The organism is Clostridium akagii DSM 12554, from assembly GCF_000686725.1.
Classification (GTDB): domain Bacteria; phylum Bacillota; class Clostridia; order Clostridiales; family Clostridiaceae; genus Clostridium_I; species Clostridium_I akagii.
In genome coordinates this window covers 19,331-35,778 of record NZ_JMLK01000012.1, presented here as the reverse complement: position 1 = coordinate 35,778, position 16,448 = coordinate 19,331, and the positions used below count along the sequence as shown (strand labels likewise).

Sequence of the window (16,448 nt, the reverse complement as noted above, 5' to 3'; positions counted from 1 at the left end):
AAAAAAGATGAATGAATATAAATTTAGTTTCCACCATCATTAATAATATGGGATCTATATTTATTCAAGTTTTTTCACATGTATTCAACTATAAAAAACGAATTAATCTATTTAACTATACTGATAATTATTAATATATTGCTTAGCGTAATTTATTTACGGCAAAAGTTATATTTTAATTACTTATGGTAAACACTTTAATTTTAGTTATATAGTTTATAGAGTTTTACTGAAAATAGTAACATACTAGTACAGTATTACAAACACTATTAAATAAATGTCGTTCCACCCATTTACTCAGTGGGTTTGATTTTTATGGGGTTTTATATGATTGATATTAAAAAACAAAAAAATATATTAAATGTTAAAAATTATTTAACAGACAGGAGATAAGATGAAAACGAAAACTAGAAATAAAGTTAAAGTTATTCCACTAGGAGGTCTAGGGGAAATTGGAAAAAATATTACAGCTATAGAATACGGTGAAGAAATTATTATTATTGATTGTGGTTTAGCATTTCCGGGTGTTGAGCTATTCGGTGTTGATTTGGTAATACCTGATATAACATATTTATTAAATAATAGTGAAAAAGTAAAAGGAATCTTTTTAACACATGGGCACGAGGATCACATTGGAGCTCTGCCATATGTTTTGAAACAACTCAATGTTCCTGTTTATGGTACAAAGCTCACGTTAGGTCTTGTAAAAAGCAAGCTTGAGGAACATAAAATCCTATCTGACTGCACACTTGTTGAGGTTAAGCCAGGAGAAGAGATTAAAACTGAAAGTTTCAAGATCGAATTTATAAGAACCTGTCATAGCATAGCAGATGCATGTGCCATAGCTATACATACACCAGAAGGTGTAATAATTCATACAGGAGATTTTAAAATAGATTACACACCTATAGATGGAGAAATAATAGACCTCCACCGCTTTGCAAAATTAGGTAAGCAAGGAGTACTGCTATTAATGGCAGACAGTACGAATGTTGAACGAACTGGATATACAATCTCAGAAAAAGTTATAGGTGAAAACCTAACAAGAATTTTTGGGAATGCAAAAGGTAGAGTAATCGTTGCTTCTTTTGCATCAAATATTAATAGAGTTCAAGAAATCATAAATTCATCTTTGTTTTATGGCAGAAAAATTGCCTTTAGTGGAAGAAGTATGGAGAAAATATCTGGAATAGCTATGGAGCTAGGTTATATGAATTTACCTGAAGATCAACTAATAAGTGTAGATGATATTCATAAATATCCTGCTGAGAAAATAACAATTATAACAACAGGTAGTCAGGGAGAGCCAATGGCTGCTCTTTCTAGAATTGCATCTTCAACTCATAAAAAAATTACAATTGAAAAGGGCGATATGGTAATTATATCAGCTTCGCCAATTCCAGGAAATGAAAAATTGATATCTAAACTTATAGATGCACTTTTCAAGAAGGGTGCAGAAGTAATTTATAATGCTATAGAAGAAGTTCATGTTTCAGGTCACGCTTGTCAAGAAGAACTAAAATTGATGCATAGTTTAGTAAAACCTAGATTTTTTATGCCTGTGCATGGTGAATTTAGACATCTTAGACAACATGGATTACTTGCGGAAGGTCTTGGCATGGACTCTAAAAATATATTCATTTTAGAGACAGGTCAGGTACTTGAACTTAGTAGAAATGGGGCTAGAGTATCTGGAATAGTGCCTTCAGGCTCAGTTATGATTGATGGACTTGGTATTGGCGATGTAGGTAATATGGTACTTAGAGATAGAAAGCATCTATCAGAAGATGGAATAATAACCGTGGTAGTAACTCTAAGTAAAGATTCAATTAGCGTATTATCAGGACCGGATATTATTACAAGAGGTTTTGTATACGAGAGAGAATCTAAAGATCTATTAGGTGAAGCAAGAGATGTAGTTAAAGTTGAGCTAGAAAAATGCCTAGATAAAAAAATTATAGATTCTTATATAATAAAATCTAAAATAAAATATTCATTAGGTGAATTCATATATAACAAAACGAGAAGAAAACCAATTGTTATACCAATAATCATGGAAATTTAATATGAATAAAAACGCTCTAAAATCTTAACTATGGTTTTAGAGCGTTTTTGTAGTTATACATCTTTGTGTCTGTTTTTTCAGATGCAGCCCAATTCTTAAAATAATTACTTTAGCATTGTTGAAGTGGAAACAAAAGTATAATATAATATTGTTAATACAATAACGGGTTGGAGGACAGGTCATGAAAAAAGAAGAACAGGTCATAAAGGGTTTCAGGGAAATATTAAACAAGATAGTTTCGCTTAATAAACCTAAGATGAGAGACAGTCTTAAGGGCTATAAGTCTTCTGAAATACATTGCATCGAATACATTGGAAGAAATGTAGATTCTAATGTGACTAAACTTGCGGATTCCTTTTATGTGACTAGGGGTGCCGTAAGTAAACTAACTAAGAAGCTCATAAAAAAAGGTATTATTGAAAGCTATCAGAAACCGGATAACAAAAAAGAAATCTATTTTAGATTGACATCACAAGGGAAAGCAATTAACAAAGTCCACGAGGAGCTGCATAAAGAGTTTCAAGAGCGGGATAAAGCGGTATTTGAGCAGGTAACCGATGAACAATTTGATACCATACTTAGCTTCGTGGAAAAGTATAGTAGGCACTTAGATGCAGAAATAAAGAAACAGGGTCAGGATTTAACAAATGGCAATGATTTCGAATAATGGGGTTGCATGAAAATGTTAGCCTAAAGGGGATTGCATCATACGCTGAAACATAAGCGTATGATGCAATCCTCATTTTATTGTTGACAGAGAAACAATAAAATGATAAAATGATTTTGTTGACAAGGAAACATAAATATTCTTTTTACAGATGAGAGAATTTAAGGAGGAACATTATATGGAAAAACAAATGAAAATCATAGGATTTATTGGAAGTCCGCATAAAGAAGGCAACACGGCGTGGATAGTAAACAAAATACTCGAAGGCGCAAAAGAAGAGGGCGCAGAAACTCAATCCTTTAATTTCAGCGATCTTGATATCAAACCGTGCCAGGGTTGTTTTGCCTGTCACAATGGCGATGGGGGTTGTGTTATAAGCGACGACATGCAGAAGCTTTATGACAATCTTAAGGATGCCGATGCACTTGTTCTCGGCTCACCAACTTATATGGGGCAGATGAGCGCCCAGGCGAAGATATTCGTGGACAGGTTGTCTGCCACAAATCATCCACGATTCTATCCCAAGTTCAAGGAACATGCTGCTATAAAGCTGATTCTTGTGTTTGATCAGGGTAATCCTGATTCAAGCCTGTTTCAAACGTATTATGATTATACTAAAAAAATGTTTCAGATGCTAGAATTTGATGTTAAAGACGTAGTTGTTGTTACCGGTATGCGAAATGGACCTGCTCATGAAAGAGAAGAGCTGCCAACTGCTATGAAAGATATTGGCTCATCGCTAGCTTTAGATAAAATACGTCCATGAGCAGTTGAACAAATAGTTTCAAGAGCGGGATAAAACCGTAGTAAATATAACAAATCAAAATGATGAGGTGGAAATTTTAAATGCGTAAAAATACTTTGTGGATCATTGTGGGGATTGTGCTAATGAATGGAATAGGGATGACGGTAGTATTCCCACTATTGCCATTTTTGCTTGGTAGTTACTTGCCTTCTTCCCAAATAGTTATAGGAATGAGTACTCTGGCATCAGTTTTTGCAGCTTGCACTTTTTTTGCAGCTCCAATATTTGGAGCATTAAGCGATCGCTACGGTAGAAAAAAGATTCTAATTATTAGTTTATTAGGATCTGTTATAGGATATATTATGTTTGGCATGGGCAGAGCACTGTGGGTCCTCTTTCTGGGCCGAATAATTGATGGACTAACAGCAGGGAATATCAGTACATTGTTTGCTTATATTGCTGATAGTACGGAGCCACATGAGCGCACAAAATGTTTTAGTTATATAGGTGCTGCCATGGGTATAGGATGCATGATAGGTCCTGCACTGGGAGGTCCACTTGGGGCAATTTCAATTACGTTGCCGTTTTTCGTTACAGCAGGTATAATGTTCCTCTCCGTTATTTGTACCTATTTCTTTCTGCCAGAATCACTGTCTCCTGAAAAACGCTCAACTCATTTTTCAATAAAAAGTTTCAATATCTTCGGTCAGTTCAAAGATATTATCACAATGAAAGAAGCGAAATGGCTTATCTTCATCGGGGGATTCTTCTATGTGGGTATTGGAATCTATCAATTTAATTTCAGCATCTTTTTAAAAGATATCTTCTCCTGGGGCCCTGCGCGTATCGGTGGTATATTTACTATTATTGGAGCCTGCGATATTATTTCTCGAGCTGTTTTATTACCTCTTCTTATTAAGAAGTTCAGTGAGCGAAATATTGGTATTGTTGGACTTTTCGGACTGGTAATGGGACTAGGGCTAATAATTCTTAGTGTTCATATCTTATCTCCAGTAATTATTATTGCTGCAGTTATGAGTATAACCCTAGGCGAAGGTTTGTTCGATCCGTCATACAACGGAAGACTCTCGCAGTCTGTAGACGAAAGTAGCCAAGGGAAATTACAAGGTGTAAATCAAAGTTTGCAGTCGGCTTACAGAGTTCTTGTTCCTCTTGGAGCCGCTGCAATATACTCATTCAGTCCGAGCATTCTATATGGAGTTGCATCTTGTGTTATGATTATATCGCTAATTTTATTCTCGAAATTACGACCACAATATATTTAAGTCTAATTGGGAAATCTAAAATGTGCAACAACCCTATTCTGCTTGTACCAACTTAAAAGTGAATTACTTTCTCGTGCACTGGGGAACGAATTATGTATAACATAAGGTACGCCATTTCTTCCTCTCCTATCTGATATAATTCCTATATGTTCCTGCCTCTCTAAAATTATTATATCACCACGTTGCCACTGTATAAGGTTATTTTTGTCATTAGGTATAACTTGAGTAGTTAAATTTAAAGCGTGTCTTTTAAAAAAAATCTCGAGATTTTTTACTCGCCTAAAGTCTATATTTGGGTCTGGAATTTTTACTGATGCAGAATAATCTTTTGGATTTTGTTTAATATCATTATCAACAGCAGTTTTCAAATCATATCCAGCATGTTTTAAAGCTCTCCATACAACATCAGTACAAACATCTTCACTATTGGGCGGATAGCCACCAATATAGTAAGCATCCTTTTATTTTGTTCTATTAATGGCATCTTGTCTAGCTCCAATAACTATATCATCAAGATCATCAATGCTATTTTTATTTTTATCACTGTTACATTTAATGTTATCAATTATAATTTTGGGTTTAATAATGGAAAGTGGATCGTTATTTACCGATTTTTCATAGAGTAAGATTGCTGTTATAGTGATTACGAACAGGCAAAATATGCCAATAATAAGTTTTTTCATTGCTATCTCCTTGTCTTTAATGATTGATCAACACATCTGTATTATCTACCCACGCTGCAAAATAAGGATTGCTTTTACCGTGCTCTTTTAGCATGATCAAAAATGGCTTATTAAAAATAAGATGTTTTTGTTTTATATGATTCATATTTGGATTTCTTGCAGTAATTTTTATCTCGATTTTAGCATCAGATTTTATTTCAGCACCATTATTATCAAGATTAAAATTAATATCTTGAATTGCCTTAGAAATCTTGTAATCCTCAAAACCATTATTTAAAAATCGTTTGTTTTCAAATTCGGTAAATTCCTTATTTTGATTTAAATGTATCATAGGAATTTGAAGGGTATCATTATCATTTAGCCATTGTTTTTTTCCATCTTTAATTCTTATGTTTATATTTTCAATAGTATTTTGTAACGTGTTTAGTGGCTCTACATTCGCTAAAATTATTTCATCTTTTGAATTTTGTGTCTTTAAACTAATAATAAAATCTGAATCATTTTTATAGTCTAAAATATTTATTTGATTACTAAGCTTATTATCAATAGAACCACCTTTAAATTTCTCTATTCCAAAAGCTTTTATTTTGGATTTCATAAAGTTTATAGGTTGAGTTAGTTCCTGAAATTTATACATAAATTGCAAATCAACATTTAAATACGAGTAAGCTAAAATATCTTCTGGATCTTTTAAATTCGCGTTAACTATTGGAGCATTAGCACCAAATTTTTCTTTTAAACTCTTATTAATTTTTCGAACAATATTATCTTTATTATAGCCTACCATAGCTAAATAAGATTTTTCTGAAATATCATTCTTAGTAGACAAACTCTTATTTAAAAAGTCGGCACCTTCTTCATTTCCATCAAGGAGAATATCACCTTTTACAATATTGTTTTTTAATTCATTCCATGCAAGCTGAAAAGTAGAACAATATACCAATTAGAATACCTATTCATATTATTATACAACTTGAAACAGGAAATTTTTGAAAAAATTGATAATAAATCAAAAAATTATATTGACAAAGTACAAGCTTCTGTCTATACTCTTCTCAACTTAAGGAACAGTATTAAATGATTAGCTAATTAGTTAATCAAAATTTATTAGAGGAGAATTTCTATGAATCTTAAAACTTTAAATGCCACTTTTATTAGAAACTTTATTGTTCAATTACGAGCCTATCCAAAGGATTTTTTTATTGGTAACCTTTTAACAGGAATATATACATCGCTTTCAGCATTTTTTATGTATAAATTACTATTTAGAGGAAGTATGCAGGCCTCCTTTAAGCAATATGCAGGCACTGGGGATTATATAAGCTATGTTATTGTGGGAACAGCTGTATATTTATATGTTGTTAGAACTTGTTTAAACGTAAGCAGAAGTCTAATAACAGAACTTAGAACAGGTACACTTGAAAGCATTATGATTGCACCATTTAATAGAATGCAATATTTTGTGGGTAGTATGCTTCAGCAAGTAATTACTACAAGTGGTGAAATCGTAATTGCAATTTTGGTGAGTATTCCATTTGGACTTAGATTTCCTAATTTCAATGCAATGTCCTTCATTGTTGTATTTATTATAAGTCTTTTTTCATTTTTTTCATTATCAATGGTTTTAGCCTGCATTATGCTTTATTTTAGAGATACTTATATCTCTCAGAACACACTTTTTTTAGCACTATTTTTATTATGTGGAATAACGTATCCAATTGAGTATTTGCCTAGATTAGTTAGAATAATATCAGTATTTATACCAATAACAGGTGCTGTAAACTTAATAAGAGGATCATCACTTTTAGGACTGGGAATAAGGCAGCAAATGGGTACTATAATTTATGTATTCATATTAAGTACTGTTTATTGCATTTTAGGTTTTAAACTTATGAAGAAAATCGAACACATAGCTCTAGAAAAAATTCAAGGTTAGGGAGAGAGAAAATGATTAAAGTAGAAAATTTAGCAAAAACATATGAGACCAAGGTTAGAAAAGGATTTTTTAAATCTAATAAAGTACAACTTGAGGCTGTAAAAAACATATGCATGGAAATTGAAAAAGGGAAAATCATTGGTTTGCTTGGTATAAATGGAGCTGGTAAGACTACAACAATTAAAATGCTTTCAACATTATTACTTCCAACATCAGGAAGAATAACAGTTGACGGCATTGACGCTATAAAAAATCCTATGACGGTAAAAAAGAGAATAAATATGGTAGCAGGTGGGGAGAGAATGATATATTGGCGCCTTACTGGAAGAGAAAATCTTTGGTACTATGGTCAAATTTATGGTATTGATGATAAGATTCTTTCAAAGAGAATAGATGAGCTTTTAAATTTAGTTGGAATTACCGATAAGCAGGATACGCCTGTTGAAAACTATTCTAAAGGTATGAAACAAAGACTTCAAATTGCTAGGGGTCTTATAAATAATCCTGATTATATTTTTATGGATGAACCAACTCTTGGTCTTGATGCATTAATAGCAAAAGAGCTTAGGAATCATGTGAAGAAAATCGCATGTGAAGATGGAAAAGGGATACTTCTTACATCTCATTATATGGCAGAGATTGAGGAACTTTGTGATTATGTATATATTCTAAATAAGGGCGAAATTATTGAAAAAGGAACTCCCAAAAACCTTGCAATGCTTGGACTTAAAAATAAAACTGTATATTTAAAAGTTGAAAAAAATAGTGTGGCTTACGAAGGAATATACAATGCATGTAGGTTAACAGACAAATCCGTAGTTGTGGAACATGATAATAAGGAAGAGCAATTTACAATAACATCCTCTCTAGATTTAAAACTAACCCTGTCAAAGTTTTGTATGAATAATAAAGTACCAATTATAAAGCTTTATGAAGAGGAACCAAAACTAGAAGATGCAATAATAAGGTTTGCAAAGGAGGCATAAAATGATGATAAAATTCATAAAAGCTATGAAAGCTATGAAAGCCGAGATGCTGAAACAACATAAAGTTTATTTTCACAATAAGATAATATATGTTTCTCTTTTTATTTGGCCACTACTTAGTTTTATTTCTTCATATTTTAGTTTTAAACCCTTTAATATTAATAGTAGCACTGTATCATATCTTAATGAAAAAAATTTATTGATATTTATACTTTTAGGATATATATGCATGAGTTTTTTTAGATCCCTAGTTCAGTCAGCTTGGAATTTTTCTTTTGAAAGGCTTTCTGGAACATTAGAATACATATATCTTTCTCCAGTAAATAGGTTTGCAGTAATACTAGGGAATGCGCTATCATCGCTCTTTGAAAGTGTTTGGGTTATGGTTGTGTTTTCAATTGGAATATTTATAATGAAACATGAATATTTTAATATAAATATTCCAGCTGCAATTATAACTTTTTTGCTAATGATAGTAATGGCTATTATGTGGGGGATGTTATTAAATGCCATTTTTCTTTTTTCAAGAGACTCTGGTTTTTTATTCACAGTTCTTGAGGAACCTATGGAGATATTTTCTGGGGTTAAAGTTCCAACAACAATATTTCCATTTTGGGCAAAGATAATTAGTTTTATTTTTCCACTAACCTATGTCCTGGATGCAATAAGAAAAGTGTTTTTAAATGGAGCTAATTTAGCTGAAGTCAAAAGCTCTATATTATGCAGTATATTCATAATATTACTCATGTTCGTAATAATAAATCTTTGTTTGATTTTAGGAGAAAAGCATGCTAAAAAAACAGGTAATATGACATTGTTTTGAGTTATGATATAATTTTAAGAAAAAGGTAATTATGGTGATTTTATGAGGATAAATACAATTAATAAAGATAACTGGAAAGTTGAATTTGTATACTCGCCTCTATTTGAAATGTTATGTAGTATTCATGTACTTATAAGTCCAGAACATCATCTAGAAAGAATTATTTGGGCAAAAGACATGAGAGATAATATATCTGAGGAATTATATAAAAATTTAGCTAAGATTGGTAAAATCACCTGCGAATGGTGTGTAATAATGGATTTATGCAATATATACGAAAAGTGTGATGATTTTAATATAATGGCTTCATTGGATTTTATGGACGATTTAAGTTTAGACGATTTTAAACGTGTATTTCAAAAATATGATGAATTGAGAGAAGTATGTTTTAATCAAATTCTAAAAAAGTCAATAATAAGAATGCTAAAAGAATACTATATAATTTATTTTGATAAAGAATTAAGATATATAGAACCTTTATTAATACGTTGCCTTAAAAGGGATTATGACATATGCAATAAAAAAGGTGTTTTTGTCTATATAGATGAATTACATAGTAGAATTGAAGTAACAAAGGATGCTTTCTTATTTCATAAATTCACTCTTTTTACAATACCATTTAATAAATTAAAAACATTGATAATAAGGGTAAGTAGTTTTATAAGCCCTCATCTTTTAATGGATTACGGGGAAGAGATGGTGCAGTTTACTACAACAGCTCATCTAAACATGAAAATTGAAAAGGTACCAGTGGATTTGCTTAAATTAATGAAAGCACTTTCTGATGAAACTCGGCTTAAAATAATTAGGCAACTTAGAAAAAATAAGGGTTCGACCCAAAGTATTGCAAAAGAATTAAACCTTACAGAAGCATGCATATCAAAACATCTAAAAATGCTTTATGATGCGGAACTACTGTATAAAGAAAGGATGGGGAATTATATTTATTACTACTTTAACACATTTTTAATAGATAGAATCCCCCTTGTTTTGTATGAATATTTGGATTATTGATATATTTTTAATAGCTAATTTAAAATGAGAATTTCTAGTAAATCATCTTTTAATAATATAATAATATAATATAGAGGGGGTTTACGGTATGGGAATTATCCTAGTGCAACAAATTAATTTAAAAGACATAGATAATGGTTTTAAGCAAATACAAAAGAAGTATAATTCCAATATAATACCACGTAAAGGTGATTATATATGTGATTTTGTTTTGAATGAAACAGATGAATATGAAGTAACAAAGGTAATTATAAATTATCAAGAAGATTATGTGTTAGTATGGCTAGAAACAATAAATTTAGAAACAAATGATAAATCTGCATTGGAGGAATATATTAAGACAACAAAATCACATGGGTGGGAATGCAATTTTTTATTTATTGAGAATCTTTAACTAAAGTAATAAAAAAGTATTGACAAGAGAATGAACTAGGTATAGTATTTAAGAAATATTAAAATTCGTTGAAGGGAAAATTAAATATTATCTTAGTATCTTAAGCGAGTGGAGGAAGGTGTGAGCTCCATGAGAACAGTAATATTGAAAGACATCCTGAAGAAATTTATCTGAAAATGCAGTAGGATAAGTCGGTTTCCACCGTTAAAAGGATTAAAGATAACTTTGGCTTTTTTGTTAAAGTAGGATGGCACCGTGAAATTATAGCTTTCACTCCTAGATTGGAGTGGGAGCTTTTTATTTCATTTTTGATGCATAATACTGTTTTAACTTTGAAAAAAGAGATTAATAAGTTTAAAAGGGTGGTACCGCGATAAAACGCCCCTTGAGTGATAAACTCGAGGGGCGTTTTTTAGTATTAAATATTAAAAGAAGGGGAGATAATTAATGGAAAGAGTACTCATAAGTAAACTTAACAATTGTATTGGTAAAGAAGTTAAAATAATGGGGTGGATATACCGTATAAGAAAGCTTAAAGCCATAACTTTTATTATAATAAGAGATAGAAGCGGTTTAGTACAATGCATTGCAATGAATAATGTGACCAACCTTAGGGATGTAAACCTTGAATCTGTGGTATCTATAACAGGGGAAGTAAAAAAAAGTCAAAATAATCTTAATGATTTTGAAATTTCAATTAAAGCCTTCGAAATAATAAATATTGCAGAAGAGCCCCTAGGAATCCAAATAAACAAAGCAGATTTAGAAGTTAACTTAGATACTATGCTAAATAATAGAGTACTAAGCCTCAGACATGAAAAAACAAATGCTGTATTTAAAATTCAAAATCTTATAGTCCAGGGATTTAGAGAGTTTTTAATCGGTGAGGATTATACAGAAATCTTTACCCCAAAGATTATTGCTGAAGGCATTGAGGGAGGAGTAGACCTGTTTGAAGTAAAATACTTTGATACCAATGCATATCTTGCTCAAAGTCCACAATTTCACAAACAAATGATGGTTGGTGCTGGTTTTGAAAGGGTTTTTGAAGTTGCTCATGTTTATAGAGCTGAGATGCACAATACTACTAGGCATTTAAATGAGTATGTAAGTATGGATCTTGAAATTGGATTTATAAAAGATGAAGAGGAGATAATGGAAGCTGAGGAAAGATTACTTAGGTATATATTAAATAAGGTAGAAAAAGAAGGACAAATTTATTTGCAAATTCTTAATGCTACTATGCCAACAATGGGTGATAAAATCCCTAGGATTAAATTTACAAAAGTTTTAGATATATTAAAAACAGAATTTAATAAATTTGATTTAGATGGAGATCTAGACCCAGAGGGAGAAAAATTAATCTGTAAATATGTAAAAGAAAAATTAGGAAGTGACTTTGTATTTTTAACTCATTATCCTAGAAAAAAAAGACCAATGTATGCGATGCCTTGTGGAGAAACAGAAACTCATAGCTTTGATTTATTATTTAGAGGTGTAGAAATCACTACAGGTGGGCAAAGAATCCATGAATATAAACAACTTATTGAAAATATAAAATACAAAGGTTTAAACCCTGAAAAATATGAAAGTTATACATCTGCTTTTAAGTTAGGTATGCCTCCTCATGGTGGGCTTGCTATAGGATTAGAACGAATAACTATGAAGCTACTATCTCTAGAAAATATTAGAGAAGCATCATTATTTCCTAGAGATAGAACTAGGTTAGTTCCATAATTATTTGGAGCTGTAATACTGACCTAGAGATATTCCATTTGAACCAAGAGGTGTCTGATGGTCAAGCCCGATGAACTTTCCACCTGACTGCCATAACGCAGGTTTTAACAATGCATATTTTGCTTCATCCCAAGTTGTCCAATCAGAGTTTAGTAAACCACCAGTATCGCCTGAATTTGGATTTATGCACCAAAAAGTTTGATTGATGTGGTTGTCAACTATATAATCTCTAAGTAGCGTCATCCATTTTTGATTCTTTCCTCCATCCATTTGTCCTCCCCACTCGCCTATTAAAATTGGGGCAATTGCTTTATCATTAATATATGCCCAGGTGTTATACCAATAGTCATCTAACATGGTTTGTGTTGTGAAATCCTTGTCAAACCATGTTTGGTCAGATACTGAAGGACCATAGTCATGAGGAGAATATACAATTTGACTGTTAAGGGTGCCCAAATTAATTGGATAATCCTTTACTCCTCTTAAATTTCCACCCCACCAAGCACTATACCATGGAGATGTAATAGAAGTAGCACCGAAGATATCTGGCGTATCAAAGGTATATCCTAGTTCAGTTTTAGGGTATTGTTCTATACCTTCAACCATTATTAATAATTTGGGATTTGCTGCAAGTACTGATTTAGAACATTTTTCAGCTGCATATTTCCAGTTATTTTCATCTTCTGAATTATCCCATTTTGCTATATTACTAGGAGTAGTAGCGGAATATCCTCTTTTTCCGTGTGGCTCATTTTTTAAATCCATGGCTAGAATAGTATCATCATTTTTGTATTTATTAGCTAGCCATGTTAAAGTATTTATCCACTTATCTGTGGTTATTTCACCTGCTGTTGATGTGTTTAGACCGTACCATAATGGATAGTTTTGCCCTGAATTATTCGCATCTGGACTATGCACATCAATCATAACCTTTATACCAAGCTGTTTACAGTAGCCCATTATAATATCAAATATCTGCATGCTGTTTTTAACACCATTTGTAGTTGGGTCATAGAAATCAGGATTGCAAACATAATAGGGCGGATTATTCACTGCAGTTACACTTGAAACTTTATTTGGGCTTCCAATCATCCAACTATACAGCAGCTCAGATGAAATAGGGATTCTTAAAAATCCTATGCCTCTATTTGCAATATTAGTTAAAGTACTTTTCACGTCATACCAAGAACCATGCAATACATTCTCAGTACAGTTAAACCCAAACCAATTAGCGCCAGTTATCCAAACTTCATGACCGTTCATGTCATAAATCTTATTACCTACGCAGTGTAGCCAGTCATCATTGCTAGTATCAGCGGCATATACCTTTTGCGTTTTATTAAAATTACATGTTGTAATGGCAATCATTATAATAAGAATCAATGAAATTGACCTTTTGATTTTTTTCAATATAGCATCTCCTCTATCTTAATATTTAGTATTTAACCTGATTCTATTAAAAAAATCCCCCCACATTATCATCATCCCACATTATCATCATCTATTGGCTAAATAGTCTTTATAATTGTATTTGACTTGAGCTATTTTTATTCCACTCTATGACTGATTTTTAGATGAATATGTGCAGCTCAATTAAAATATAAAAAAATATTCCATACCATAGTATTAAATGATAATATTATAGATATAGTAATTAATAGAATTTATGAAATGAGGCTAGATCAATGGATAGAATAGCAATAATATCTGATATTCACGGAAATATACCTGCACTAGAAGCAGTGGTTTTAGATATTAAAAATAGAGGTATAAGTAGAATAATGTGTTTAGGTGATCTCGCAGGGAAGGGACCTGACTCAGATATAGCAGTAGATATGATTAAAAATGATTGTGAACTGGTTGTCAAAGGGAATTGGGACTATTTCATGGCGGAGGGAGATTATAATGTTATGCTAGCGTGGCATAGAAAAAAGCTTGGTGAAAAAAGATTAAATTACTTAAAAAATCTTCCTGGTTATGCAGAATTTTATATGAGTGGCAGACTCATAAGATTATGCCACGCAGCACCAAATGATGTATTTCATCGTGTTCAATCAACAGCATCCTATGAAGAGAAAATCACACTATTTAAAGATCCTAAGGGTGAAGATAAAGAATCAGATATAGTTGGTTATGGAGATATACATGGTTCATATATAGATAACTTTCAGGGCAAAACATTATTTAATGTAGGCAGTGTTGGTAATCCATTGGATATAACTCAATCATCCTATGGTATTATTGAAGGTAGTTATGAAGAAAAAAGCACTTCGGCATTTTCTATATCTTTAGTAAAGGTTCCCTATGATATTGAAAAAGCAGTTCAGCAAGCAATTGAAAGTAAAATGCCAGATCTTCAGGAGTATATAAATGAATTAAGGACGGCACGGTACAGAGGGAAAAATGACTAATAGTGCAGTAATTAATTATTATCATTGTTTACAATAAGTAATCCAAGAGCTCCGTTAATAAAAATTAGTAATAAAAGGGGAGAAAAAAATATATGATTAAATCACATAAAGTTTTTACACTCTTAGTTGTTATGACCATATCAATATTTTCAAGCATTTTCTTTGCGGAGAAGGCTTTCGGGGCTACTGATAATTATTATATATCTAATATTGTGATAAATGCATCAGTAAAAGAAAATGGCGATATGGCAGTTCAGGAAAGCCACGATTATGTTTTTCAGGGAAGTCTTAATGGAATTAAAAGAGACGTTAAAACAAAAGGTTCTGATGGAATTACAGATATTTCAGCTGAAGCTATTAAAGATGGACTTAGTGAGAAAAACAAAGTAGATATTTCAAAAGACTCAGATAAAACAGAAATAAAAATATATAGTAAAAGTAATAATGAAACAAAAAACTTCAGGATTAACTATACATTAAAAAATGTTGTAACAAAGTTTTCAAACCTCGGAGAACTCAAGTGGGTTTTTTATACAAATGATTCCAATGTAAGGACTAATAAAATAACCATTTTTATAACTTTGCCAGAAAATATAACAAATCAGGTTAAATATTATGGTGAAGGTCCTAAAAGTGGAATGGCAACATTAGATAATAAAAATCAAATAAAGTTAGAACTAAATAATATGGAAGATAAAGATGTTATAGGTGCGATAGTTCTTTTTCCTTCGGCCTGGGTTAAAACTTCAAAAACTATAAATATGGACAGAGATTCATATTATGCCATGATCAAGCGAGAAAATAATATAAAAATAGCTACTGTTGTATTAATAATATTTGTTATTATACTAATTTTATCAGTATTTTTTTATAAAAGGACCAGAAAAAGAAGGAAGGCCATAGATGAGTACAGGCAAGGTTATACATTGTTTAGTGACACCTATTACAAACAATTACCTAGTGAGTTACCTCCAGCCTTGGTGTCTAAGCTTATAAATAGTAATGATACCACGAATGCATTGCTAGCAACTATATTAAGCTTCGCAAGTAAGGGTGCTATCAAATTTTTAGAAGAAGGATTTGACGATAAAGATTACCAAAAACTTAGTTTTAAAATAAATGATTTTTACCAAGGGCAAGGTCTTATGGACTATGAATTATTTTTACTTCAGCATATAAGTGAATATTCAAAAAATGGAGTAGTAATGCTAGTAGATTTAAAAAAGAATGCTGGAAAAACTAGTTTTATAAATAAGTACACAAAATGGAAAGAGCTTGTTACTAAGCAGGCTGAAAAACTGGGTTTTTATACTATAATAGAAGGTAAAAAAATATTAACCAATGAATATGAAAATGAAAAATTAAAATGGATTGCATTTAAAGATTACCTAAGGGATCATAAAGATATACAGAGTGATGCAGAAGGTGAAGATTTGAGTGAGAAAATTGTACCTTACGCCATAGTTTTAGATGTTTCAGAGAATATTGTTAATGATTTCGAGAAAGTTAATGGGAATAACTATAATAATATTTTTATGAGCTATTGGTTTTTAAGTTACTACACCACAACTTACAATGAAGATTTTTCAAATAGCTACTCTAATGGATCAAGTAGTTCTGATGCCAATTTTTCAGGCTCTAGTGGTGGTGATTTTGGAGGCGGCGGTGGTGGCAGTGCATTTTAGCCATCAATAAATAAAA

Annotated in this window: 16 protein-coding genes and 1 other annotated feature; of the genes, 12 read left to right on the top strand and 4 right to left on the bottom strand. The window is 31.6% G+C overall.

The annotated features are described in order from the left end of the window. Positions 1-394: 394 nt before the first annotated feature. From BR66_RS0106865 to BR66_RS0106850, 4 genes are all read left to right on the top strand, one after another. Positions 395-2,065, top strand: a complete 1,671-nt coding sequence (locus BR66_RS0106865; protein WP_026882249.1) for a ribonuclease J — start codon at positions 395-397, stop codon at positions 2,063-2,065. Positions 2,066-2,246: 181 nt separating this feature from the next. Beyond that, positions 2,247-2,732 (top strand): MarR family transcriptional regulator, encoded by a 486-nt coding sequence (locus BR66_RS0106860; protein ID WP_026882248.1) that lies wholly within the window; start codon positions 2,247-2,249, stop codon positions 2,730-2,732. 190 nt (positions 2,733-2,922) lie between these two features. Next, positions 2,923-3,498, top strand: coding sequence for a flavodoxin family protein (locus tag BR66_RS0106855; RefSeq protein WP_026882247.1), 576 nt, complete (start codon positions 2,923-2,925; stop codon positions 3,496-3,498). A gap of 80 nt (positions 3,499-3,578) precedes the next feature. Beyond that, on the top strand, positions 3,579-4,763 hold the full coding sequence (locus BR66_RS0106850; RefSeq protein ID WP_026882246.1) for a tetracycline resistance MFS efflux pump: 1,185 nt from the start codon (positions 3,579-3,581) through the stop codon (positions 4,761-4,763). Between the two features lie 2 nt (positions 4,764-4,765). Here the strand turns inward: BR66_RS0106850 and BR66_RS25110 are convergent, their stop codons facing one another. Genes BR66_RS25110 through BR66_RS0106840 form a run of 3 tightly spaced genes read right to left on the bottom strand, consistent with a single transcriptional unit; the run spans position 4,766 to position 6,389 of the window. Continuing rightward, positions 4,766-5,209 carry a DUF1287 domain-containing protein gene (locus BR66_RS25110; protein WP_156946244.1) on the bottom strand — a complete coding sequence of 148 codons (444 nt, stop codon included), beginning with the start codon at positions 5,207-5,209 and terminating at the stop codon, positions 4,766-4,768. A gap of 15 nt (positions 5,210-5,224) precedes the next feature. Beyond that, positions 5,225-5,446, bottom strand: coding sequence for a hypothetical protein (locus BR66_RS25595; protein ID WP_051624133.1), 222 nt, complete (start codon positions 5,444-5,446; stop codon positions 5,225-5,227). A 16-nt stretch (positions 5,447-5,462) separates the two neighbouring features. Continuing rightward, entirely contained in the window at positions 5,463-6,389 is a 927-nt protein-coding gene (locus BR66_RS0106840; RefSeq protein WP_026882245.1) for a hypothetical protein, read from the bottom strand. A gap of 180 nt (positions 6,390-6,569) precedes the next feature. On the opposite strand from BR66_RS0106840, the gene BR66_RS0106835 reads away from it, so the two are divergent. From BR66_RS0106835 to aspS, 6 genes are all read left to right on the top strand, one after another. Continuing rightward, complete coding sequence (locus BR66_RS0106835) at positions 6,570-7,382, top strand: ABC transporter permease (protein WP_026882244.1); 813 nt, start codon at positions 6,570-6,572, stop codon at positions 7,380-7,382. An 11-nt stretch (positions 7,383-7,393) separates the two neighbouring features. Then, the gene (locus BR66_RS0106830; RefSeq protein ID WP_026882243.1) at positions 7,394-8,368 is read left to right on the top strand and encodes an ABC transporter ATP-binding protein; all 975 of its coding nucleotides are present in this window, start codon (positions 7,394-7,396) and stop codon (positions 8,366-8,368) included. 1 nt (position 8,369) lies between these two features. Beyond that, positions 8,370-9,191 carry an ABC transporter permease gene (locus BR66_RS0106825; protein ID WP_242841124.1) on the top strand — a complete coding sequence of 274 codons (822 nt, stop codon included), beginning with the start codon at positions 8,370-8,372 and terminating at the stop codon, positions 9,189-9,191. A gap of 42 nt (positions 9,192-9,233) precedes the next feature. Beyond that, positions 9,234-10,205, top strand: coding sequence for an ArsR/SmtB family transcription factor (locus BR66_RS0106820; RefSeq protein WP_026882241.1), 972 nt, complete (start codon positions 9,234-9,236; stop codon positions 10,203-10,205). A gap of 88 nt (positions 10,206-10,293) precedes the next feature. After that, positions 10,294-10,599, top strand: coding sequence for a hypothetical protein (locus tag BR66_RS0106815; RefSeq protein ID WP_026882240.1), 306 nt, complete (start codon positions 10,294-10,296; stop codon positions 10,597-10,599). Positions 10,600-10,658: 59 nt separating this feature from the next. Continuing rightward, positions 10,659-10,880, top strand: a binding site (T-box leader). A 166-nt stretch (positions 10,881-11,046) separates the two neighbouring features. After that, positions 11,047-12,336 (top strand): aspartate--tRNA(Asn) ligase, encoded by a 1,290-nt coding sequence (gene aspS, locus BR66_RS0106810; RefSeq protein WP_026882239.1) that lies wholly within the window; start codon positions 11,047-11,049, stop codon positions 12,334-12,336. On the opposite strand, the gene BR66_RS23320 is transcribed toward aspS, so the two are convergent. Next, positions 12,337-13,704, bottom strand: a complete 1,368-nt coding sequence (locus BR66_RS23320; protein ID WP_242841128.1) for a glycoside hydrolase family 5 protein — start codon at positions 13,702-13,704, stop codon at positions 12,337-12,339. Positions 13,705-14,021: 317 nt separating this feature from the next. On the opposite strand from BR66_RS23320, the gene BR66_RS0106800 reads away from it, so the two are divergent. Both BR66_RS0106800 and BR66_RS0106795 read left to right on the top strand, forming a co-directional pair. Next, the gene (locus BR66_RS0106800) at positions 14,022-14,747 is read left to right on the top strand and encodes a metallophosphoesterase family protein (RefSeq protein ID WP_026882238.1); all 726 of its coding nucleotides are present in this window, start codon (positions 14,022-14,024) and stop codon (positions 14,745-14,747) included. 92 nt (positions 14,748-14,839) lie between these two features. Continuing rightward, on the top strand, positions 14,840-16,432 hold the full coding sequence (locus BR66_RS0106795; RefSeq protein WP_026882237.1) for a DUF2207 domain-containing protein: 1,593 nt from the start codon (positions 14,840-14,842) through the stop codon (positions 16,430-16,432). Positions 16,433-16,448 lie beyond the last annotated feature (16 nt).